This is a genomic window from Bradyrhizobium sp. RDI18 (assembly GCF_043203335.1).
In the GTDB taxonomy this organism is placed as follows: Bacteria; Pseudomonadota; Alphaproteobacteria; order Rhizobiales; family Xanthobacteraceae; genus Bradyrhizobium; species Bradyrhizobium retamae.
In genome coordinates, this window is sequence record NZ_JBICRN010000006.1 from 1,505,355 (window position 1) to 1,522,543 (window position 17,189).

Here is a 17,189-nt window from a genome sequence, read left to right on the forward strand (position 1 = left end):
CTTGGAGGCTTTCGGACGCCGGCCCCGATCTGCGCGGCACCACCTTGATGGGGCCGGCATCCGAAACCCTTCACATTTTCGGAAATTGGGCCTCGTGACAGAGATGTCCATTCTACCCCAGGAGCAGACATCGTCAGGCCATAACGGCAAGCCAGGAGCGGGCATTCAGTTCGCTCTCGCGGATGGGCTAGCTCCGCTCGCGGGGGCCCTGCGGCGGCTGAGGATTGTTGGCGGGATTGGTATCGTACTTGGATATTCGCGTGATGAGCCCGCTAGTGGCGAACGGCTGCAAGTCCGCCTCCAGCGCGTCAGCAATCTCCTTGGCATAGACCTCCCGGTCGTCCACGTAGACTGTAAAGGATCTCAAATACTTTTCCTTCTTCGCTGGATTTTCGATCGTCGCCTTCGTCCACTGGTAGAGCGGATAGTTTTCGACGCCGTGCTCTTCTGCTGCGGCGACATACTCCGCAAAGGCGTCGAACTGGCATTTCAGCGCAGCGCGATGCTCGGCGAGGATATCGAACAGCGGCGCCAGTGCCGGAACACGGAGTTTTCGGCGTACCGATTCCGCCGTGGCAGAATCGTTCAGATCGAACCTAACCTGGTACTGCCACTGAGAAGTCACGCTAGTCTCGCATTCTGTCGCACCCGATTTGTCCCTTTCGATCGCAAGGCGCTACCGCTTCCTCACGAGCAGGTCCGGCACGCGTGTGTCAAGAGCTGGACGCAATGTCAGGCCGACCGTTTCGTTAGTAGCTCCTCTTTTTGGCGAGGCGCTCGTTTAACCTGCATGTGGACGACCCCCTCCGGTGATTCGTTGTTGAACAATCACCCTTTGGCACATTCGATGCCGGGAGCAGGCGTCGTCCACCACATCATTCGCGTCGGTTTGGCCGGACACGGCGACTTCCGGTCTACACCGGTGAACGGACATTCTCAGGATAGGCGGGTATGTCTCAAAGGTGCCAGACTCGGACATTCCGGCCGATCGCTTGATCACCTCGTCGGCGCGCGGCACAAGGCACGCGAAATGCGCGCAAGCGATGGCGTTTCGCCCGAGAGCGCACGACCGCCTCAAACAAATGAGCAGGGACGTTGGTTGACGCGCCCCTGCGCACCGGTGTCTTAGTCACTGCGTCTTCTGTCGAGGATCATCCTTGGGATTTACGTAGTTGATACCCCACGGCCCAGTGCTGTTGATCTGAACGACGGTTTCTTCATCCGTGAAGGCATAGTGCGCCATGCCGGGCGCAAACGCGAAGAAGCTTCCAGCCGGCAGCGGTTTGGCGTTGGCTTTATCCGCAACGTTGCCCATGCCGAGCGTAAACGTGCCGGAGATAATGGTTACGATTTCAGGCTTCGGGTGGGTGTGCGGGGGAACGGCATAGCCCTTGGGGAGCTTGAGCCGAAGCACGAACAAGCCCTCCTTCCCGGGGTCGCCGTAGAGTACGCTTGCTTCAGCCCCCGGCGGAATAGACGGCGGGGCCTTCGTCCATTTTACATCCTGCGGTCCAAGCATCTTGTCATCCATGCCTTGGGCTGACGCGGGACCGGCCAAGGCGATCAAGCCGGAAACGATGGTAACTTGAATCATTTTCATGTGATCCTCCCATGTCTCGGACTAAGCCCAACTTTTGAGGTGCTGAGCCGGCCGAATTCTATCCCCAAAAGTCGAGCCGCGCCTCCTCACGAATCGTCACGGCGAGCTCCAATGTCGCAGTTGGGTCAATCGCGTCGTTTGGTCGTCGGCCGACTACTTCCGGTCTTCCCCTGGAAACGGACATCGCCAGGATCGGTCGCCATGTCTCAAAGGTGCCATGTATGGACGGCGCCCGCGGCGCAAGAGGAATCTGACGTTTCAGCGAAGCGTTCGGGTGCAGCCATGTATCCGGCCTTTGAATGCAGCCACTTTGGCCGCTGGCCTTGATGTGATCCGCTGATCGGGTCCCAAACAAAAGCACGCGTTCTTTCCTCGCGTGGCACCTTACGGGTTTTCCCAATCGACGGTCTCGACCGTTTCGCATCAATGTCGTCTTCACCCCTGCAGTTCGTGAACGCACGGACGCAACCTCATCCTCCCATTGCCGAGCCCTTGTTAGACTGCCACAAGTTGGGGCGCCCGGTAGGTCCCACCCCTGGCCAGCAATGCCCAGGCGATCCGCGCCATCTTGTTGGCCAGCGCGACGGCGACGACCTTGAACGGTCGCCGAGCGAGAAGCTGAGTGAGCCAGGGATACTTCTCCGGCTGCTGGCGCGCACGCCGCAAGACAGAATGGGCTCCGACAATAAGAATACGCCTGAGGTATTGGTCACCCTGTTTCGAGATCGGCCCGAGCTTCTGTTTGCCGCCGGTCGAATCCTGCCGCGGCACGATCCCGATCCAGGCCGCAAAATCACGACCCGACCGGAATGCCTTCGGGTCCGTGACGACGGCGGTGATGGTCGTCGCGCCTACGACGCCGATACCGGGGATGGTCTCGAGCCGCTTACTTGCCTCGTTCGAGCGATGCTGCGCAACGATCTGTTTCTCGATCGATCCGATCATCGTCTGCACAGCCTGAAGCTGCGCCGCTAGTACGGTCAGGCTGGCGTGGGCGTCGATCGGCAAGCGCGAACTCTCATCCTGTGCGACGATCGCCAACAACTCTTTGATCCCTTCGCGCCCCTGTGCAGCCGTAACGCCGAACTCGGCCAAATGCGCCCGTAATGCATTGATCAACTGGGTACGTTGGCGCATCAGCAGGTCGCGTGCTCGATGCAGCATCAACTGGCCCTGCTGCTCGGCCGACTTAATCCGCACGAAACGCATGGTCGGGCGCCGCACCGCCTCACAGATTGCCTCCGCGTCGGCGGCATCGTTCTTATTGCGCTTGACGTAGGCCTTCACATCCTTCGCTGGCATCAGACGGACCTCGTGGCCCAGCTTCGTCAACTCGCGCGCCCAATGGTGCGACGTGGCACAGGCCTCCATGCCGACCAGGCACGGCGCCAGAGCTTCGAAGAACGCTATAATCTGGCCGCGGCGAAGTTGCTTTCTGACGATGACCTTCTCGGCCGCGTCAATGCCGTGAACCTGGAACACGTTCTTGGCGATATCCAAACCGATCGTGGTAATTTGCATGTGGACGGCTCTCCTCATGTGATTCGTCTTCGACGAACCACCCTATGGCACTGCGATGCCGGGAGCGGGCGCCGTCCACCACATCATTAGCGGAAATGAAAGCGGGCGGTTAAATCAGATCGGCTCTATCTCTCCCGGCCGCCAAGTCTTATTGAACCACGGTTCAAGCGGACCATAGAGACGCAGAAGTATATTCCAGCCCTTTCCGGGGATGGTCTGCGCCCAATTGCTTTCCTTGCCTGCCGGGGCGGTCGGCCCGAAATAGACATCTACGGAGCCATCGGCGTTTGTCACCAATCCCTTGGTCAGGCTTCCGACGGCTGGAGATTGTTGATCGGTCTGAAGCATCGAGCGTGTTTGGTTGTCGTACACCGTGAACGACCAGAAATCCTTGGCCGGAATGTTGGGAGGCATGCGAATGCGATACGTCTTGCTGCCATCGAGCGGGCTGCCCTTTGCGTCAACGAATGCACCGGCGTACTGCGAGCCTTCTCCCACCATTTTCATGGTCATCGCCGGTGTTACACCCGTTGCGTAAAAGAAGAACATGGCTTTCGCGTCGAGATTGACTGCACCGTTCTCCTCGAATTTATAGCTGCCGCCGATGAATGGCGTTACCCACGCACTGTTCGGGTAGAAATAGCCTTCCTTCATCCGCGTCCTATAAGTCAACGTACGGGCTGTGGCGTCGCCAACAGCTGCGGCGTCCATCAGTATCTTCTGCATGCGCGCGTCGGGTGCAAACGGTTTGCCTTTCTCGATACCGATGGCGGCGAACAAGCCTAATGTGTCCGGGTCGACAGCATCGATGGGCTCATCCTGTATGACGCGATTGACGTACTCGAATAAGGAGTAGTCGCCCGGTCCGATGGTGTTGAACGCCTTGCCCGAGATGTTGACGAATTTCATCGGGGGCGGGTTGGCAGCCTGGCTGAGCGAATACACTTTCAGGTTCTTCTTGACACTATCGACGCCCGGTTTCGGATCACCATCCTTCAAGAATGCTCTGAAGAACATCAGGTTTCCAAAGGTGCGCGAACGCGCGACATGATACCCGTCGGGGATCGGGCCGGTGTAGCCGGGTGGCAGCAACAGGTACTTTCCGCCTTTGCCCTTGTCCGGCCCGGTGATGCCAACGTCGGTGACCCAGCGAAACCAGCCATCGTCTATTGGGCCGAGTACCTCCGGGGGGATTTCCAGAACCAACGGACCATTTCTCGTATCCAGATAGAGCAAATTGTAGATGGTCGTGGTGTTCGCCGTCAGAAATAGCGACTTTGCGTCCAACAGTTGCTCTGAAATGAGCACGGTTTGGTTGACTGGCCCGAACTCAGAGAACCCCTTGAGAAACCCTGCAATCGAAACAGCAGGCAATGCGGCCAGATAGGCCTGCAGGCCGCGTTGGAAATCGAGGTTGTCGTAGACTTTGGCAACGGTAGCGTCGTCAGGGAAACCGTCAGTCAATTTGAGCGTACCGATGCGGGTTTCCATAGTGCCCGGCGACATGATCGACCGGGGGATGTCAGTCGTCATCTTCATCTTGTCTTGCGCGCTCACGGATAAACTCGTTGGCATAATGAGCAAGGCGGCTGTTCCGAACTTTAACGCATCGAGACGTTTCATGCTGGCACTCCGCTAACTTGGATTTGATCTACGAGAACACGTCGTCTTCTCCGTCAAGAACTTGCTGGATAATCGATCAGTAGTTGTAGCGGAGCCGGAGGGCTCGCGCTATGCAATTTCGTTCGGTTGAATGACAGGAGCAAGACACAATTAATGTCTGGATTGGGTCAAAATGCGGAATACTCTGTGTAAGCAGATGTTCTCCGCTTCGCCTCCAAACTCGGACATTGCTCGATGCGATCGGCACTTCGCATTTGTGCCAACAACGGAAGTCCCTCTTTCGATCACCTCGTTGCCACGGGCGACCTGGCTGCGATGGTCATTCGGGCAGCCCGGCTTGCCGCAATCCTTCTTCCAATCGCGAGAGGTCTTCGGCGCGCCGAATAGGGGGCAGCACGTCTTTAAGATTGGAAACACGTAGCGCGGGGTTGAGCTGCCGCAGCCGAGCCATTGCCTTATGTGCTTGCTCCGGCCGTCCGGCCATTGCGTTGCTTGCGGCGGCGATACGTAATCCAGGTTGATAGTCCGGATTGTCCTGCAATGTAATTGCCGCCCACGATGCCGCTTCGTCATAGCGGCCCAGGAAGAAATGGGCAAACGCGGTCCCGCTTCGCATTCCTGTCAGCCGCGGATCAAGTGGGCTCAGGCGCATGGCACGCGCGAAGCGCTCGATCGCCGCTTCCGGCTCGCCAAGCCAGTTTTTGGCCCAGCCACCGTAAAACCATGCCTCGGCCAAATTGGAATTGAGCACAAGCGCGCGATCGATTAAGGCGGCGCCTACCCCAAGATCGCGAACAATAAACGCTAATGCAACCCCGCCGGCGGCGAGCGCGATCGCGTCATCCTTGCCCAACTCGACCGCCCGCTGAGCGAGCCTTGTCACTTCGGCAATCTCGTTCGCTGTGTCTGAAATCCAGCCATTGATCTTGGCAGCGACGTAGCAAGAGGCGGCACGGCCGTAGGCGGCCGCAAAATCCGGATCGAGCTCGATCGCGCTGTTGAACAGGCGCAATGCCTCGTCGAGCGCTTGCCGGTTAGCAAACTGATAAGACTTGGCCAAACCGCGTAAATAGAGGGCATAGGCGTCGAGACTCTCGGTCGGCTTGCGCTTGGCACGCTCGATTTCGGCTTTTTCCACCGCTGGCGCGATCGCCCCGACAACGCTCTCGGTCACCTGGTCCTGCAGATCGAAGATGTCGTCGAGACCACCATCAAATCGTTCTGCCCAAAGATGTGCCCCCGTGGCGGCATCGACGAGCTGTCCTGTGATGCGCACCCGATTTGCCGCTTTGCGAACGCTCCCTTCCAACACGTAGCGCACCCCAAGCTCGCGCCCGACCTGCTTCACATCGACGGCGCGCCCCTTGTAAGTGAAGCTCGAATTGCGGGCGATGACGAACAGCGCCTTGAAATGAGACAGCGCCGTGATGATGTCATCGACCATTCCATCAGCAAAGTAGTCCTGCTCCGGATCGGAGCTCAGGTTGGTGAAGGGGAGAACGGCGATCGAGGGTTTATCGGGCAGCGCAAGGGCGTCATCGACAGGCAGGCGGTTCGGCGCAGCTGGCACGGCCCGACCGATTTGGACGCGCCAGACCCGCATCGGTTCGGCGATATTCTTCAGGGATTGCGAACCCAAATCCTCAAACGTTATATCTACCTTGCCCCGAATTTGCCGACGCGCGTCGTCCGAGATGCTGATACCGCCCGGCTCTGCAATCCCTTCGAGACGCACCGCAATATTGACCCCGTCACCAAAGATATCGTTCTCTTCGATAATGATATCACCGACGTGAATGCCGATGCGGAGTTCGATCCGCTTGTCCTGCGGCACGTCGATATTTTGTTCGGCCATGCCGCGTTGAATTTCGGCGGCACATCGTACCGCGTCGACCACGCTGGCGAACTCGGCAATAGCGCCGTCCCCGGTATTCTTGACGACACGTCCGTGATGCTCAGCGATTTTGGGATCGAAAAGCGTCCTTCTAAGCGCTTTCAGTCGCGCCAGCGTGCCTTCTTCGTCTATCCCTATTAGACGACAAGAGCCCGCGACATCCGCCGCCAGAATAGCCGCCAGTCGCCGCTCTACGTGCTCGCCGCTCAAGGTGCACCCCCGGGGTCGGGGACATTGAATGCTTATATAGCAGAATTGCGGGCCGATGTCCGGCAACGCCCATGTCCGAAGCGGGTCAATCGCGTCATTTTGGCTCTCGGCCGGCTACTTCCGCTCTTCCCCTGTAAGCGGACGCCGAAATGGCCGGTCGTAATGTCTCAAGGTGCGAGGAGGAGACATTCCGATCGGATAATCCCTATTCTGCTCGCTCAGGACTTCCCCTTGAATTTAAAGGATCCGAAGAATTTATCTTTCTTTTCCGCCACCACGTCGCGATACGCGTTGGGGTATTCAATCGTTAGTATGTAGAGCGTACCTTTCATCCTGATGTAGCGGAAATGCGCAGTCGTTGCCGAGTTGGCGACTGAGAAGAACAGATTATCGACGTCATCCTTGGTATTGCGGATTTCATCAGACACTTTGTTAGCCGGATTGGATGAGAAAGATTTGGGGATCGCCGCGAGGTCGACAGGCGTCTTTGCAGTTGCCGGCAGTTCAACCGCTGTAAACTTGATTCCCTCAGAACTCTTGCCGCCGATGACATGGCTCACTTCGCCCGTGCCCGGGTCGCGAGTCGTGAAATCATTGAAGGGAATTGGCAGGAGGATCGAGAACAAGCCCTTGGTCGAAACAGCCGGATACCATCCCGAGCCATCGTCTACGTTAACGCCGACACGATGCATTTCAAGTTTCGGCTCTGCAGTCGCGGATGTAGAGACTATGAGCGCCAGCCAAAGGACACTCGCGAGCAGCCGCAGAATTGAGATGGGCATGGATGCTCTCCCGACGTTGCAGTCGGCAGGGGATGTCCGTTGTTTGTTGAAAGAAAGGCATGGTGGCGCCGCCGGCGGCTGGCGCGACGCGTCTGTGGTTCTAGTGCAACAACTAGACCTCGCGAATTTAGTCTTGAAAGAGCTTTGGCCGCTGAGCGGGCACCGTCGCGACAACAGAGTCCGGAATGGGTCAATCGCTACAGGTCCTTTGCCGCCGAGCCCGATGCGAAGTCCGCTTTGACCCAAAAACTGACCTGATTCTGACACCTAATCCGGTGGCGACCTACCTGCTGCGCAAGCTCCACTACCGGCGACCCAGCTCCTAATCGATTACCTCGTGCGAATGGATGAGGCTTCATTCACCTTTGTGCTCGTCCAGAGCAGCGGCGTACCAAAGGCTATTGAATCCTTCTTCGATCGCCCAGCCGACGTGCCTCCCGCGTGATCTAAGCTTGTCGAGACGCTCGAGGTAGATCATACGCTCGGCAGGAGCTAGGCTTGACACGATTTCGAGAGACCGTTCGTACATGCGGATCAAAGCAGCAAAATAGCCTTCATCTTCCATGCTGTAGGATTCTAGAAAGCCGAATGCCTCCTCGCAATAAAATATCGACAGTTCCGCTATTCCATCCGAGCGCCCGATGGCTTTCTTGTAATCCGCAATCGCCTTCTTGGCTTTCGAAACTGATACCGACTGGCCTTTCATTAGGTCCGGGGATATCCATCTCGAAATACTCGCCTTGAAGGGCTGGAGCTGATCATGGCCCAAGCCCAAGCGGGCGTGCAAGAATGCCTGGTTGTCTTTGCTCGCAGTGTAGAGGTCTTGCACTAGTCCCCGAAGGCCCGCGCGATCGAAATCTAGGAGCGCGGCCTTAACGTCGCCCCAAGTTGGTGACGCATTCTTGCTACGGACCACGGCCACGAACCCTTCAAAGATGGTGAACGAGCTTCTCGGCGGCTAAAGATACACGACTTACGCAAAAGGAGCAGATGGCCGGGTCAAGGATGCCTAACCAGTGACACATGCTCTCCTCCTCTGTAACCGAGGAGTACGACCATGCAGAATCAAGTAAAAGCTGCCCTGACGCCTGATAAACGGCTGCCCTGGAACAAGGGAAAGCTGACGGGGGCAAAGCCACCTCTGCGACCCAAACACGTCTGGTCAATCCGCACGAAACTCCAGATCGAAGGCCGCACTCGCGACCTCGCCATGTTCAATCTGGCGATAGACAGTAAGCTTCGCGGCTGTGATGTCGTCGCCATCCGCGTCGAGGATGTCGCTGCTGGCGGGTACACGGCGGATCGCGCACGGTCCGACAAAAGAAAACCGGGCGACCTGTCACATTTGAATTGAGTGAGCAGACCCGCCAGGCGGTCGATGACTATCTAAAGGCCGCCAACAAAAAACTCGGGGACTTCTTGTTCACGGGCCGTCATGGTCCAGACCGCAACATGACAACGCGCCAATATGCGCGGCTCGTCTCCGATTGGATCGGAAGTGTCGGGCTGGACCCGAGGCTGTTTGGGACGCATTCGTTGCGACGCACAAAGGCTACCCTGATCTATCGGCGGACGGGCAATCTCAGGGCCGTCCAACTCTTGCTCGGGCATACCAAGATCGAAAGCACGGTCCGATATCTCGGCATTGAGGTGGATGACGCCCTCGGAATAGCGGAACAAGTTGATGTCTGAAATACCCGGGCAGAGCGGACGTGCTCTGCCCGGCCCTTAATCGCCGCTTGGTGCCAACAGCGGACTCATGCACCGCAGCAAATAGCATCGCTTTTCGATCACTTGGAGTTGCGAACTGGCGGCCCCCTGAACATACGCCACAGACCGACGGAGCGTCTTGTTGTCGCGCGAAAATGCCAGATAGATAATGGCCTATCGACAAACGATATTTGAGGAGTGGACCCATGCTCATGAAGCCGCGCGTCGTGGCCACAAACCTCAGCGTTATCAGTCTTCGCCCTCGCCCATCTTGCCGATATGATGCTGCGCGTAGAGTCAAGGCCGAGCCTGCCGACGAGATCGAGCTGCGTTTCGAGGAAATCGATGTGGTGTTCCTCGTCCGCCATCAGCTTCTCGAACAGGTCGCGTGTCACATAGTCCTGCGCGGCGACTCTAGAAAATTTACTCTGAACTTCCCAGCAGCACCAGCGCGCGATGCCACTGGATGGCGGCACCATTGAAGCCTAGGGCTGCTTGTCCGCGGGCGCAGCGAGTACGGCGCCGCCATCCGCACGACCGACTTTCGCTCCGTCAAAAACCTCGTCCATGATTTCTCGGATGTTGCGGGCGCAGCGACCGCAGCGGGCTCTGCAGCCAAGGCGCCTATAGACATAGCTGGTGGTTCGGCGCGTCGCAGTGTTGGCGACAGTCCGCACCTCGGTGTCGCTTAGGACGTTGCAGGAACAAACGATCATCGGAAGCCCGCTAGCTCCATTCCTATGTCTGCTCTATCCCGCTAAAAGCTGACATTCATCACGACGACGGTGACGTCAGCTTTGTGCCAACAGCGGCCGCTCGTGCATCATCGACCGACAGCGGCACGCACCGTCCTGACACGCCAACGCTATCGCTCCGGACGCGTGTTCGTGGCCGGCGACGCCGCTCATGTCCACAGTCCGGCGGGCGGACAGGGAATGAACACCGGCATGCAGGACGCGTTTAATCTGGCCTGGAAGCTGGCACTGGTATGCCGTGGAAGTGTGCGGAAACACTGCTCGACAGTTTTAGCATTGAACGCAGCGCCATTGGCGATCAGGTACTTAAAGTCGCGGGCCGCATGACCATGGTGGCCACCATGCGAACCCGACGGCTCAAGCCGCTCGGAACTCGTTCGGCCGAATCTTGCTTGGATTGGCTTTGGTTCGTAAGGTCATGGTAGACACTATGACCGAGGTATCTGTCGGCTATGACACAGTCCGCTTGACGGACCACGGTCCCACAACATCGGCCTGCCCGCTCCTGGCCGTCGCCTGGCACCAATCGCTGGACAAATTCCCGTAGGCTCAGGAGACGTGCCGCGTTCTGCGTTGTTTGCCACAAACAGCAGCAACGTAAGCTCGTTAGCCAAAAAGTATTCCGAGCTCATCGACGCTGCGATTCGATCACCTCTCGATCCCCACGCGATTGTCTTGATCTCGACCAGATGGCTACGTCGCATGCGTAGCAAAAGCCGATGATATCGATGCCGTTGGTGATTATTTGGAATCGATCAACGTCCGTGCGAGCGTGGTTGACGCGCTGGTAGCCGTGGCACGAGGACCGGCAACAGCGTGCGTCCGACCGTCTCGTCCGTCGTCATCGGCGCGCGCCACGAGGCCCAGCTTCGTGACAAAATCCGCGCGTGCGACGTAATGCCGGCCTATCCCTATTATCCCTACCGCACCCAGCAAGATTTTGTGCGGCTCAACCCGTCGTTGGTGTGTGGCCGGCTAGACCGCCTTTGTCAGCGCACCATCGATTATCAGGTTGGTACCGGAGATACGGCTCGCGATTGGGCTGGCGACGAAGACCACTCCTACGGCCACTTCTTCCGCAGTTCCCATCCGGCCGGTCGGGTTCAAGCCCATCGCCATCTTGTAGAGCTCGGGCGAGCCATGCTCGATGTTCTGCCAGATGCCACCCTCGAAATAGGTGTTGCCTGGTGACACCGCGTTGACTCGGATTCCTTTCGCGGCCAACTGGTTGCTCAATCCCTTGGCGTAGTGGATCAGCGCCGCCTTGAAGGCACCGTACGAGCCGGCGGCGAAATCGACCTCGAACCCGGAGACGCTGGAGACGATGACGATCGATGGCGTTTTTGATTTTTCCATATAAGGAAGGGTTGCCGCCACCGCATGAACCGTGTGCATCATGTCGGTGCGGAACGACGCCTCCCAGGTGTCCGCGGTGTCGCCGACCGCGAGTGCACTGACGTTGCACACCAGGATATCGGCGCCGCCGAGTTCAGCCGCCGCGCCATCGACCCATTGCTTCAATGCGGCGGGGTCGGCGACATCAGTCGGCTTGCCCCAGGCCTTGACGCCCCTGCCCTTCAACGCCGTGACCACGCTGTCGATCTGTTCCGGCTGCCGCGCGCAGATGGCGACATTGGCGCCTTCGGCTGCAAGCAGATCCGCGATCGCACGGCCGATCCCCTTGCTGCCACCCGTCACCAGGGCGTTCTTACCTTTCAGTCCCAGATCCACGGTTCATTCCTCGGTTGAGATGCCACACTATCCGTTCGCTCGATCGATGTCTTCGTATTGCTCGTCAATCCGCAGCCTTCGTGATCAACGCGCGGTAGCTATGCGGCATCCGCATCGCGACCAGATCTTTCCGGCGCACGACATTGGTCGGATAGACTGTATCGAGATTGGTCGTGTCCATCGTGGCTGTAGCCGTACCTTCGACATCGGGCGCGATGGCCTCACGGCGCGGAAACTCGAAGGTATCGGGCCCGAACACGCCGCTCAAGCCGGGGTATCCTTCTTCGGGATTGAACACGTTCGAGAACGCGAAATATAAATTATTCTCGCCGGCGCGAACCCGGAAGTGATGCCAATGATAGGGATCGGCGCCGGTTGGGATCGGATGGTCCTGCGGCACCAGAGATCCAGGATGCGGCGAGCTGAAACGCTCCTTCACCGCGGCCGGGCAGGCTATGAGGTCGCATCCCTCAAGCGCGAGGATCCGGCCGGCTTCGGGAAATGACGCGTCGTGACCGATCAGAAGCCCGATGCGTCCGACCGGCGTGTCGGCCACGACCCAAGCGTCGCCGGGGCTCGCCCAGTTGCGCTCGGCGTCCGTCAGATGGATCTTGCGATAGACCGCGACGAGGCCTTCGGGCCCGATCAGGCAGGCGCTGTTGTAAATCGCACCACCGTCACGCTCGGCAAGGCCAACGACAATATGCATGTTCAGCTCCGCCGCCAGTCGGCATAGCCGATCAGTGACCGGCCCCGGAATGGGCTGCGCCCGTGCGCCGGTCTCGACGAGTCCGCTCACCGCAAGCTCTGGAAACACGACCAGATCAGATCCGTTCTGAAGTTTTGCCTGTCGCGCGAGGGAAGCAATGCTGGCGAGATTTACTTCGACGTCGCCGCCGGGCTGCATCTGCGCGACCGTAATCTGCGAAATCCGCCCCGGAGGCCACGGTCTGTGGTCGTACAGCTTGAAGAAGTCACGCGGATTCCAGCTGAACGTATCGGAGAGCAGCCCGGCATAGAGTTCGGGGCGACGCTGGACGAACACGGCCTCGCCGCCGACACGCCGCGCGCGTGTCGCGTCGAGGTCCATGTCGGCGACCGCAAAGCCGTCGCCGCCGTCGATCACGGCGGTGACCGTGCCATCCGGCGCGATCACGCAGCTGCCGCCGCTGAACTGAACCCTGCGCTCCAGCCCCCAGCGATTGCTCTCGATCAGATAGCAGCCATTCTCGAATGCCCGGCTGATCCAGTACGGCGCCGGCGTGCGCTCCGCCAGCCAGTTCGAGATATGGCAGATCACGTTGGCGCCCTGCAGCGCGACCAGGCGCGCCGTCTCCACAAAATGAATGTCCATGCAGATCAACAGCGCGATACGTCCGATGGGCGTGTCAAACACCTGATGGCCGAGATCGCCGGCCGCCGCCCATTTCGGTTCCGAAATATAGGGGTGCGACTTGCGGTGCCGACCGATGACGCCGTCGGGCCCGATCAGCACCGCGCAGTTGAAATGGATGCCGTCGCTGTCGATCTCCGGCATGCCGATAACGATGTAGCAATCATGCTTGCGCGCGAGCGCGGTGAAACGGTCCGTGGTTGGCCCCGGAACCGTCTCGACGAACGGCGCGACCTCGGCCCGATCGAACCAGCAGTAACCCGTGGTGCCCATCTCCGGGGTGACGATAAGCCGGGCGCCAGCCAGCGCCGCGGCCTCGCAGAGTTCGATCAGCCGCGCGATGTTGCGCTCCTTCTCGAACATGGTCGGCTCGAACTGGACGGTGGCGACCTTGTGCACGCGCGACATCACGGGCTCGCCCTTCAGACCAAAAACGACTTCTTGATCGAGGCGCCCATCGTGTATTTCGGATCCACCATGTTGCCGAGCCGGACGCGGCCGGCCTGCGTCAGCAGCATGTAGGCGTCGATTTCCTCAAAACCGTAGTCGGCCGCCATCCAGCGGCACAGCTCGCGATAGGCGATGCGCGCGGCATCCTCCATCGGCCGTGCCGAGCCGATCGTCATGATAAAGTCTTTGGTCTCCAGCCGCGGCCAGGCGACGCTCCAGCCCTTGATCAGGTCGACCTGGACCGTAGTCACGGTCGGATGCTCGATCGCGACGCCGCAAAGTTCGCCGTCGCCCTGTGCGGCATGGCAATCGCCGAGATAGAGTAGCGCGCCCTTGGTGTTAACAGGCAGATAGACCACCGCGCCGACGCCGACGTCGGGCAGGTCCATGTTGCCACCGTAATAATCCGGTACCAGCGACGAGATCGCCTCAATCTCCGGCGAGGTACCGATGGTGCCGATGAAGGGTTCATAAGGCAACGTGATCTTATCGTTCCATTTGGTGCCGTGCTCGAGCGTGATCTCGAGCTTCTTGACCCGCTCGGGCAAGGCCGGATTGAGCAGCGCGGTCTGGCCGGTGCCGACCAGGCCGCCGAATTCCGGCATCACGACGGTGGTGCCACGCGGTTGCGGGCCCCGCGGCACGATGCTCTCGATGTAGACCGCAAGCGTATCGCCCTTCTCGGCGCCGTTAACCCAGATCGGCCCGTTCTGCGGATTGAGGAAGGGGAAGTTGAGAACTTTCGTCGGACTGTCGGTCTCGTGCTTGATCGCACCCTCGAACGCATCGTGGGTCTCGGCGGAGACCACCGCGCCGGGATCGATGGTGAGGACCGGCTTGACGTAAGGACCATAGACATAATGGTACTTGCCCTGATCGGCTTCGGTGATCATGTGATGAATGCCAGGTTTGCCTTTGGCGACGCCCTTGCTTGCCATGATCGAATTGTCTTGCCAGGCCATCGATGTTCTCTTTCTCTGCTGTTAGCGACGTGGAACGGCTTCAAACCGCGAGGTGGCGGCGCATTTCCGCCTGGTCGTCGAGCGCGGCGTGATCGAGGCTCGCGACGATGCGGCCCTTGTCCATGACGTAGCATCGCTGCGCCATGGCGCGGATCATGTCGAGGTTCTGCTCGACCAGGATGATAGTTACGCCGGTTGCACGGTTGAGTTCGACCATGTTGCGGGCGATGTCCTGGACGATGTTGGGCTGGATGCCTTCCGATGGCTCGTCGAGCAAAATGAGGTTGGGATCTGATATCAGCACACGCCCGATCGCGAGCTGCTGCTGCTGGCCGCCGGACAGGGTACCGGCGCGCTGGCTCCAGCGCTCGGCTAGGATCGGAAAGGCGTCCAAGATGCGCTTTTTGCTGGCTCGAGGAATCTCGCCCTTGATCGCGGCACCGACCACGATGTTCTCGGCGACCGTCAGGCGCGGAAATACGTCGCGGCCCTGCGGCACGTAGCCCATGCCGAGCCGCGCACGCTTGTGCGACGGCAACAGCTCTACCGCTTCACCGCGATAGACGATCGATCCGCTCATCGCCGGCACCAAGCCAATGAGGCTTTTCATCAAGGTGGACTTGCCGACGCCGTTGCGGCCAATCACGGCGACGATCTCGCCTTCCCGCACCTCGATCTCAAGGCCCTGCAGCACCGGCTTGCCGCCATAGCCCGCGCGCAAACCCAGCGTCGAGAGGATCACTTCCTTGCGCGACTTCACGGACACAGGCTCCCTACACATGGGCCTGCCCCAGATAGATGGCAGCGACGCGCTCGTCGGCGACGATCTGTTCGATCGAGCCTTGCGCGAACACTTGCCCGAGATGCAGCACAGTGACCCGCTGCGCAACTTGGCGCACAAAGGCCATATCGTGCTCGATCGCTAACACGGTCATGCCGTCTAAATTGAGCCGCTGAACCATCTCGCCGGTCTGGTGCGTCTCTTCCGGCGACATGCCTGCGGTCGGCTCGTCGAGCAGCAACAGCCGCGGCTTCAGGCCGACCGCCATGCCGATCTCGAGCCACTGCTTCTGCCCGTGACTGAGATTGCCTGCAGTCTGCGCTTGGTCGGCTTCAAGGTTGAGGAACGTCAGCAGTCGGTCGATTTCGCGCGCAAGCTCGACGCCATGGTGCTGCCGCTGCAAAGCAATTTCGAGGTTCTGACGGACCGACAGGCCCTTGAACACGCCCGGCACCTGGAATTTGACCGAGAGCCCGCGGTGAATGCGCGCAAAGGATTTCAGCGCAGTGATGTTCTCGCCGGCGAACAAAATATTGCCGCTGCCGGGGTGGTGCTCGCCGAGGATCAACCGGAACAGCGTGCTCTTGCCGGCGCCGTTCGGGCCGATCAGGCAATGGATTTCACCGGCTTCGAGTTCGAGGTCGACCGAATTGGTGACGTGCAGGCCGCCGAAATGCTTGTTCAGACCGCGCAGTTCGAGCAGCGCCATCAGACGCCTCCCTTGCCGCGGTGTACGACGAGCCGAGAGAGAAGATTCGTGGCGCCGAGCACGAGCCCGTTCGGCGCGATCAGCACGGTCAGCACCAGCAGCACGCCCATGAAGACTAGCGCGTACTGGCTGCCATAGATGGTCAGCGCCTGAAAGGCCGCGAGCACCACCAGCGTGCCGATCACAGTCGAAGTTAGATCGCTGCGGCCACCGACCGCGACCCAGATCAACGGCAGGGCCGCAGCGGTCATGCCCATGCTCGACGGCGTGATGTATTGCCCCCACACCGTGTAGAGCACGCCGGAGAGACCCGCGAGCCCGGCCCCGATCACAAAGGTGATGAGCTGATACTTGCGGACGTCGTAGCCCAGCATTTCCGCGCGTTCCGGATTCTCCCTGATCGCGACGATGACATTTCCGAAACTCGAATTCATTAGGATACGCAGGCCGAGATAGACCAGCACCAGGAGCCCAAGCACGAAATAATAGAGCCCGATATCGGCAAAAAGCACGATGTCGCCGCCGGGCCACGGAATCGTTAGCGGCGACATCGCGCTCATCCCGTTGAAACCGTTGAGGCGCGCCACGCCAACGCGCCATTCGGGGCCCGCAGTCTGGGCCATAAAGCGCTCCAGCATCAAGGTCACCGCCAGCGTGACGATGCCGAGGAAGACGCCCGCGATACGGCCGAAGAACATGAAATAGCCGAGCAGCAAAGCGAACAGCGCCGCGATGACGACCGCCAGCACCAGCGCGATCAGGGTGAAGCCGTAGGCGGCACCGAAATTGAGGGTGAGGATGCCGTAGCTGTAGCCGGCGATGCCGAAGAACGCGGTCTGGCCGAACGAGAGCGAGCCGCCATAGCCCCAGATCAGGCACAAGCTGAGCGCGATGAATACCCAGACGAAGAAATACACGGTGTTGCCGACGGTGTAGCCGTCGCTGAACAGCGGATAGGCGCACGCGATCGCGAGCACGATGGCGAAGATGATCCAGAACGCCGGGCCGCGGCCGATCGTCTGCGGACCTTCGAGGCGGCGGAGGAAACGAGGCAATCCGTTCACTGCA

15 protein-coding genes and 3 pseudogenes are annotated in these 17,189 nt (G+C 59.6%); 3 read left to right on the forward strand and 15 right to left on the reverse strand.

What is annotated here, in order from left to right; translation table 11 throughout:
* Positions 1-187 precede the first annotated feature (187 nt).
* From ACFXS9_RS08015 to ACFXS9_RS08045, 7 genes are all read right to left on the reverse strand, one after another.
* On the reverse strand, positions 188-625 hold the full coding sequence (locus ACFXS9_RS08015) for a hypothetical protein (RefSeq protein ID WP_392687038.1): 438 nt from the start codon (positions 623-625) through the stop codon (positions 188-190).
* A gap of 504 nt (positions 626-1,129) precedes the next feature.
* A complete protein-coding gene (locus tag ACFXS9_RS08020) occupies positions 1,130-1,600 on the reverse strand; it encodes a cupin domain-containing protein (protein ID WP_392684119.1) in 471 nt (156 codons plus the stop codon).
* Positions 1,601-2,095: 495 nt separating this feature from the next.
* Complete coding sequence (locus ACFXS9_RS08025; protein ID WP_392687040.1) at positions 2,096-3,121, reverse strand: IS110 family transposase; 1,026 nt, start codon at positions 3,119-3,121, stop codon at positions 2,096-2,098.
* 114 nt (positions 3,122-3,235) lie between these two features.
* The gene (locus tag ACFXS9_RS08030; RefSeq protein WP_392687043.1) at positions 3,236-4,744 is read right to left on the reverse strand and encodes a DUF1254 domain-containing protein; all 1,509 of its coding nucleotides are present in this window, start codon (positions 4,742-4,744) and stop codon (positions 3,236-3,238) included.
* A 319-nt stretch (positions 4,745-5,063) separates the two neighbouring features.
* Entirely contained in the window at positions 5,064-6,848 is a 1,785-nt protein-coding gene (locus tag ACFXS9_RS08035; RefSeq protein WP_392687046.1) for an adenylate/guanylate cyclase domain-containing protein, read from the reverse strand.
* Between the two features lie 218 nt (positions 6,849-7,066).
* Positions 7,067-7,630: a hypothetical protein gene (locus ACFXS9_RS08040; protein ID WP_392687049.1), complete on the reverse strand. Its 564-nt coding sequence runs from the start codon at positions 7,628-7,630 to the stop codon at positions 7,067-7,069.
* 355 nt (positions 7,631-7,985) lie between these two features.
* On the reverse strand, positions 7,986-8,459 hold the full coding sequence (locus tag ACFXS9_RS08045) for a hypothetical protein (RefSeq protein WP_392687052.1): 474 nt from the start codon (positions 8,457-8,459) through the stop codon (positions 7,986-7,988).
* Between the two features lie 228 nt (positions 8,460-8,687).
* Between ACFXS9_RS08045 and ACFXS9_RS08050 the strand changes: the two are divergent.
* A pseudogene (locus ACFXS9_RS08050) lies at positions 8,688-9,322 on the forward strand (tyrosine-type recombinase/integrase).
* A 267-nt stretch (positions 9,323-9,589) separates the two neighbouring features.
* Here ACFXS9_RS08050 and ACFXS9_RS08055 read toward each other — a convergent pair.
* Positions 9,590-9,744: pseudogene (locus ACFXS9_RS08055) on the reverse strand (ferritin-like domain-containing protein); the annotation flags it as partial.
* A gap of 81 nt (positions 9,745-9,825) precedes the next feature.
* A complete protein-coding gene (locus tag ACFXS9_RS08060; RefSeq protein ID WP_392687055.1) occupies positions 9,826-10,056 on the reverse strand; it encodes a bacterioferritin-associated ferredoxin in 231 nt (76 codons plus the stop codon).
* Between the two features lie 171 nt (positions 10,057-10,227).
* Here ACFXS9_RS08060 and ACFXS9_RS08065 point away from each other — a divergent pair, with 171 nt between their 5' ends.
* Positions 10,228-10,422: an FAD-dependent monooxygenase gene (locus ACFXS9_RS08065; RefSeq protein WP_392687058.1), complete on the forward strand. Its 195-nt coding sequence runs from the start codon at positions 10,228-10,230 to the stop codon at positions 10,420-10,422.
* 492 nt (positions 10,423-10,914) lie between these two features.
* Positions 10,915-11,061: pseudogene (locus ACFXS9_RS08070) on the forward strand (aldo/keto reductase); the annotation flags it as partial.
* Positions 11,062-11,070: 9 nt separating this feature from the next.
* Here the strand turns inward: ACFXS9_RS08070 and ACFXS9_RS08075 are convergent.
* The 6 genes from ACFXS9_RS08075 to ACFXS9_RS08100 form a co-directional block, all read right to left on the reverse strand.
* On the reverse strand, positions 11,071-11,826 hold the full coding sequence (locus ACFXS9_RS08075) for an SDR family NAD(P)-dependent oxidoreductase (RefSeq protein WP_392687061.1): 756 nt from the start codon (positions 11,824-11,826) through the stop codon (positions 11,071-11,073).
* A gap of 64 nt (positions 11,827-11,890) precedes the next feature.
* Positions 11,891-13,627 (reverse strand): nitrilase-related carbon-nitrogen hydrolase, encoded by a 1,737-nt coding sequence (locus ACFXS9_RS08080; RefSeq protein WP_392687064.1) that lies wholly within the window; start codon positions 13,625-13,627, stop codon positions 11,891-11,893.
* Between the two features lie 14 nt (positions 13,628-13,641).
* A complete protein-coding gene (locus ACFXS9_RS08085) occupies positions 13,642-14,631 on the reverse strand; it encodes an acetamidase/formamidase family protein (protein WP_392687067.1) in 990 nt (329 codons plus the stop codon).
* 40 nt (positions 14,632-14,671) lie between these two features.
* The gene (locus tag ACFXS9_RS08090; RefSeq protein ID WP_392687070.1) at positions 14,672-15,391 is read right to left on the reverse strand and encodes an ABC transporter ATP-binding protein; all 720 of its coding nucleotides are present in this window, start codon (positions 15,389-15,391) and stop codon (positions 14,672-14,674) included.
* Positions 15,392-15,404: 13 nt separating this feature from the next.
* A complete protein-coding gene (locus ACFXS9_RS08095; RefSeq protein ID WP_392687073.1) occupies positions 15,405-16,121 on the reverse strand; it encodes an ABC transporter ATP-binding protein in 717 nt (238 codons plus the stop codon).
* Positions 16,121-17,185 carry a branched-chain amino acid ABC transporter permease gene (locus tag ACFXS9_RS08100; protein WP_392687076.1) on the reverse strand — a complete coding sequence of 355 codons (1,065 nt, stop codon included), beginning with the start codon at positions 17,183-17,185 and terminating at the stop codon, positions 16,121-16,123. The genes ACFXS9_RS08095 and ACFXS9_RS08100 overlap by 1 nt, the downstream gene beginning before the upstream one ends.
* Positions 17,186-17,189: the final 4 nt, after the last annotated feature.

Bases quoted from the DNA above. Each gene is read 5' to 3' on its own strand.
- ACFXS9_RS08020 (WP_392684119.1), bottom strand. From the start codon at position 1,600: ATGAAAATGATTCAAGTTACCATCGTTTCCGGCTTGATCGCCTTGGCC.
- ACFXS9_RS08025 (WP_392687040.1), bottom strand. From the start codon at position 3,121: ATGCAAATTACCACGATCGGTTTGGATATCGCCAAGAACGTGTTCCAG.
- ACFXS9_RS08030 (WP_392687043.1), bottom strand. From the start codon at position 4,744: ATGAAACGTCTCGATGCGTTAAAGTTCGGAACAGCCGCCTTGCTCATT.
- ACFXS9_RS08085 (WP_392687067.1), bottom strand. From the start codon at position 14,631: ATGGCCTGGCAAGACAATTCGATCATGGCAAGCAAGGGCGTCGCCAAA.
- ACFXS9_RS08040 (WP_392687049.1), bottom strand. From the start codon at position 7,630: ATGCCCATCTCAATTCTGCGGCTGCTCGCGAGTGTCCTTTGGCTGGCG.
- ACFXS9_RS08095 (WP_392687073.1), bottom strand. From the start codon at position 16,121: ATGGCGCTGCTCGAACTGCGCGGTCTGAACAAGCATTTCGGCGGCCTG.
- ACFXS9_RS08060 (WP_392687055.1), bottom strand. From the start codon at position 10,056: ATGATCGTTTGTTCCTGCAACGTCCTAAGCGACACCGAGGTGCGGACT.
- ACFXS9_RS08080 (WP_392687064.1), bottom strand. From the start codon at position 13,627: ATGTCGCGCGTGCACAAGGTCGCCACCGTCCAGTTCGAGCCGACCATG.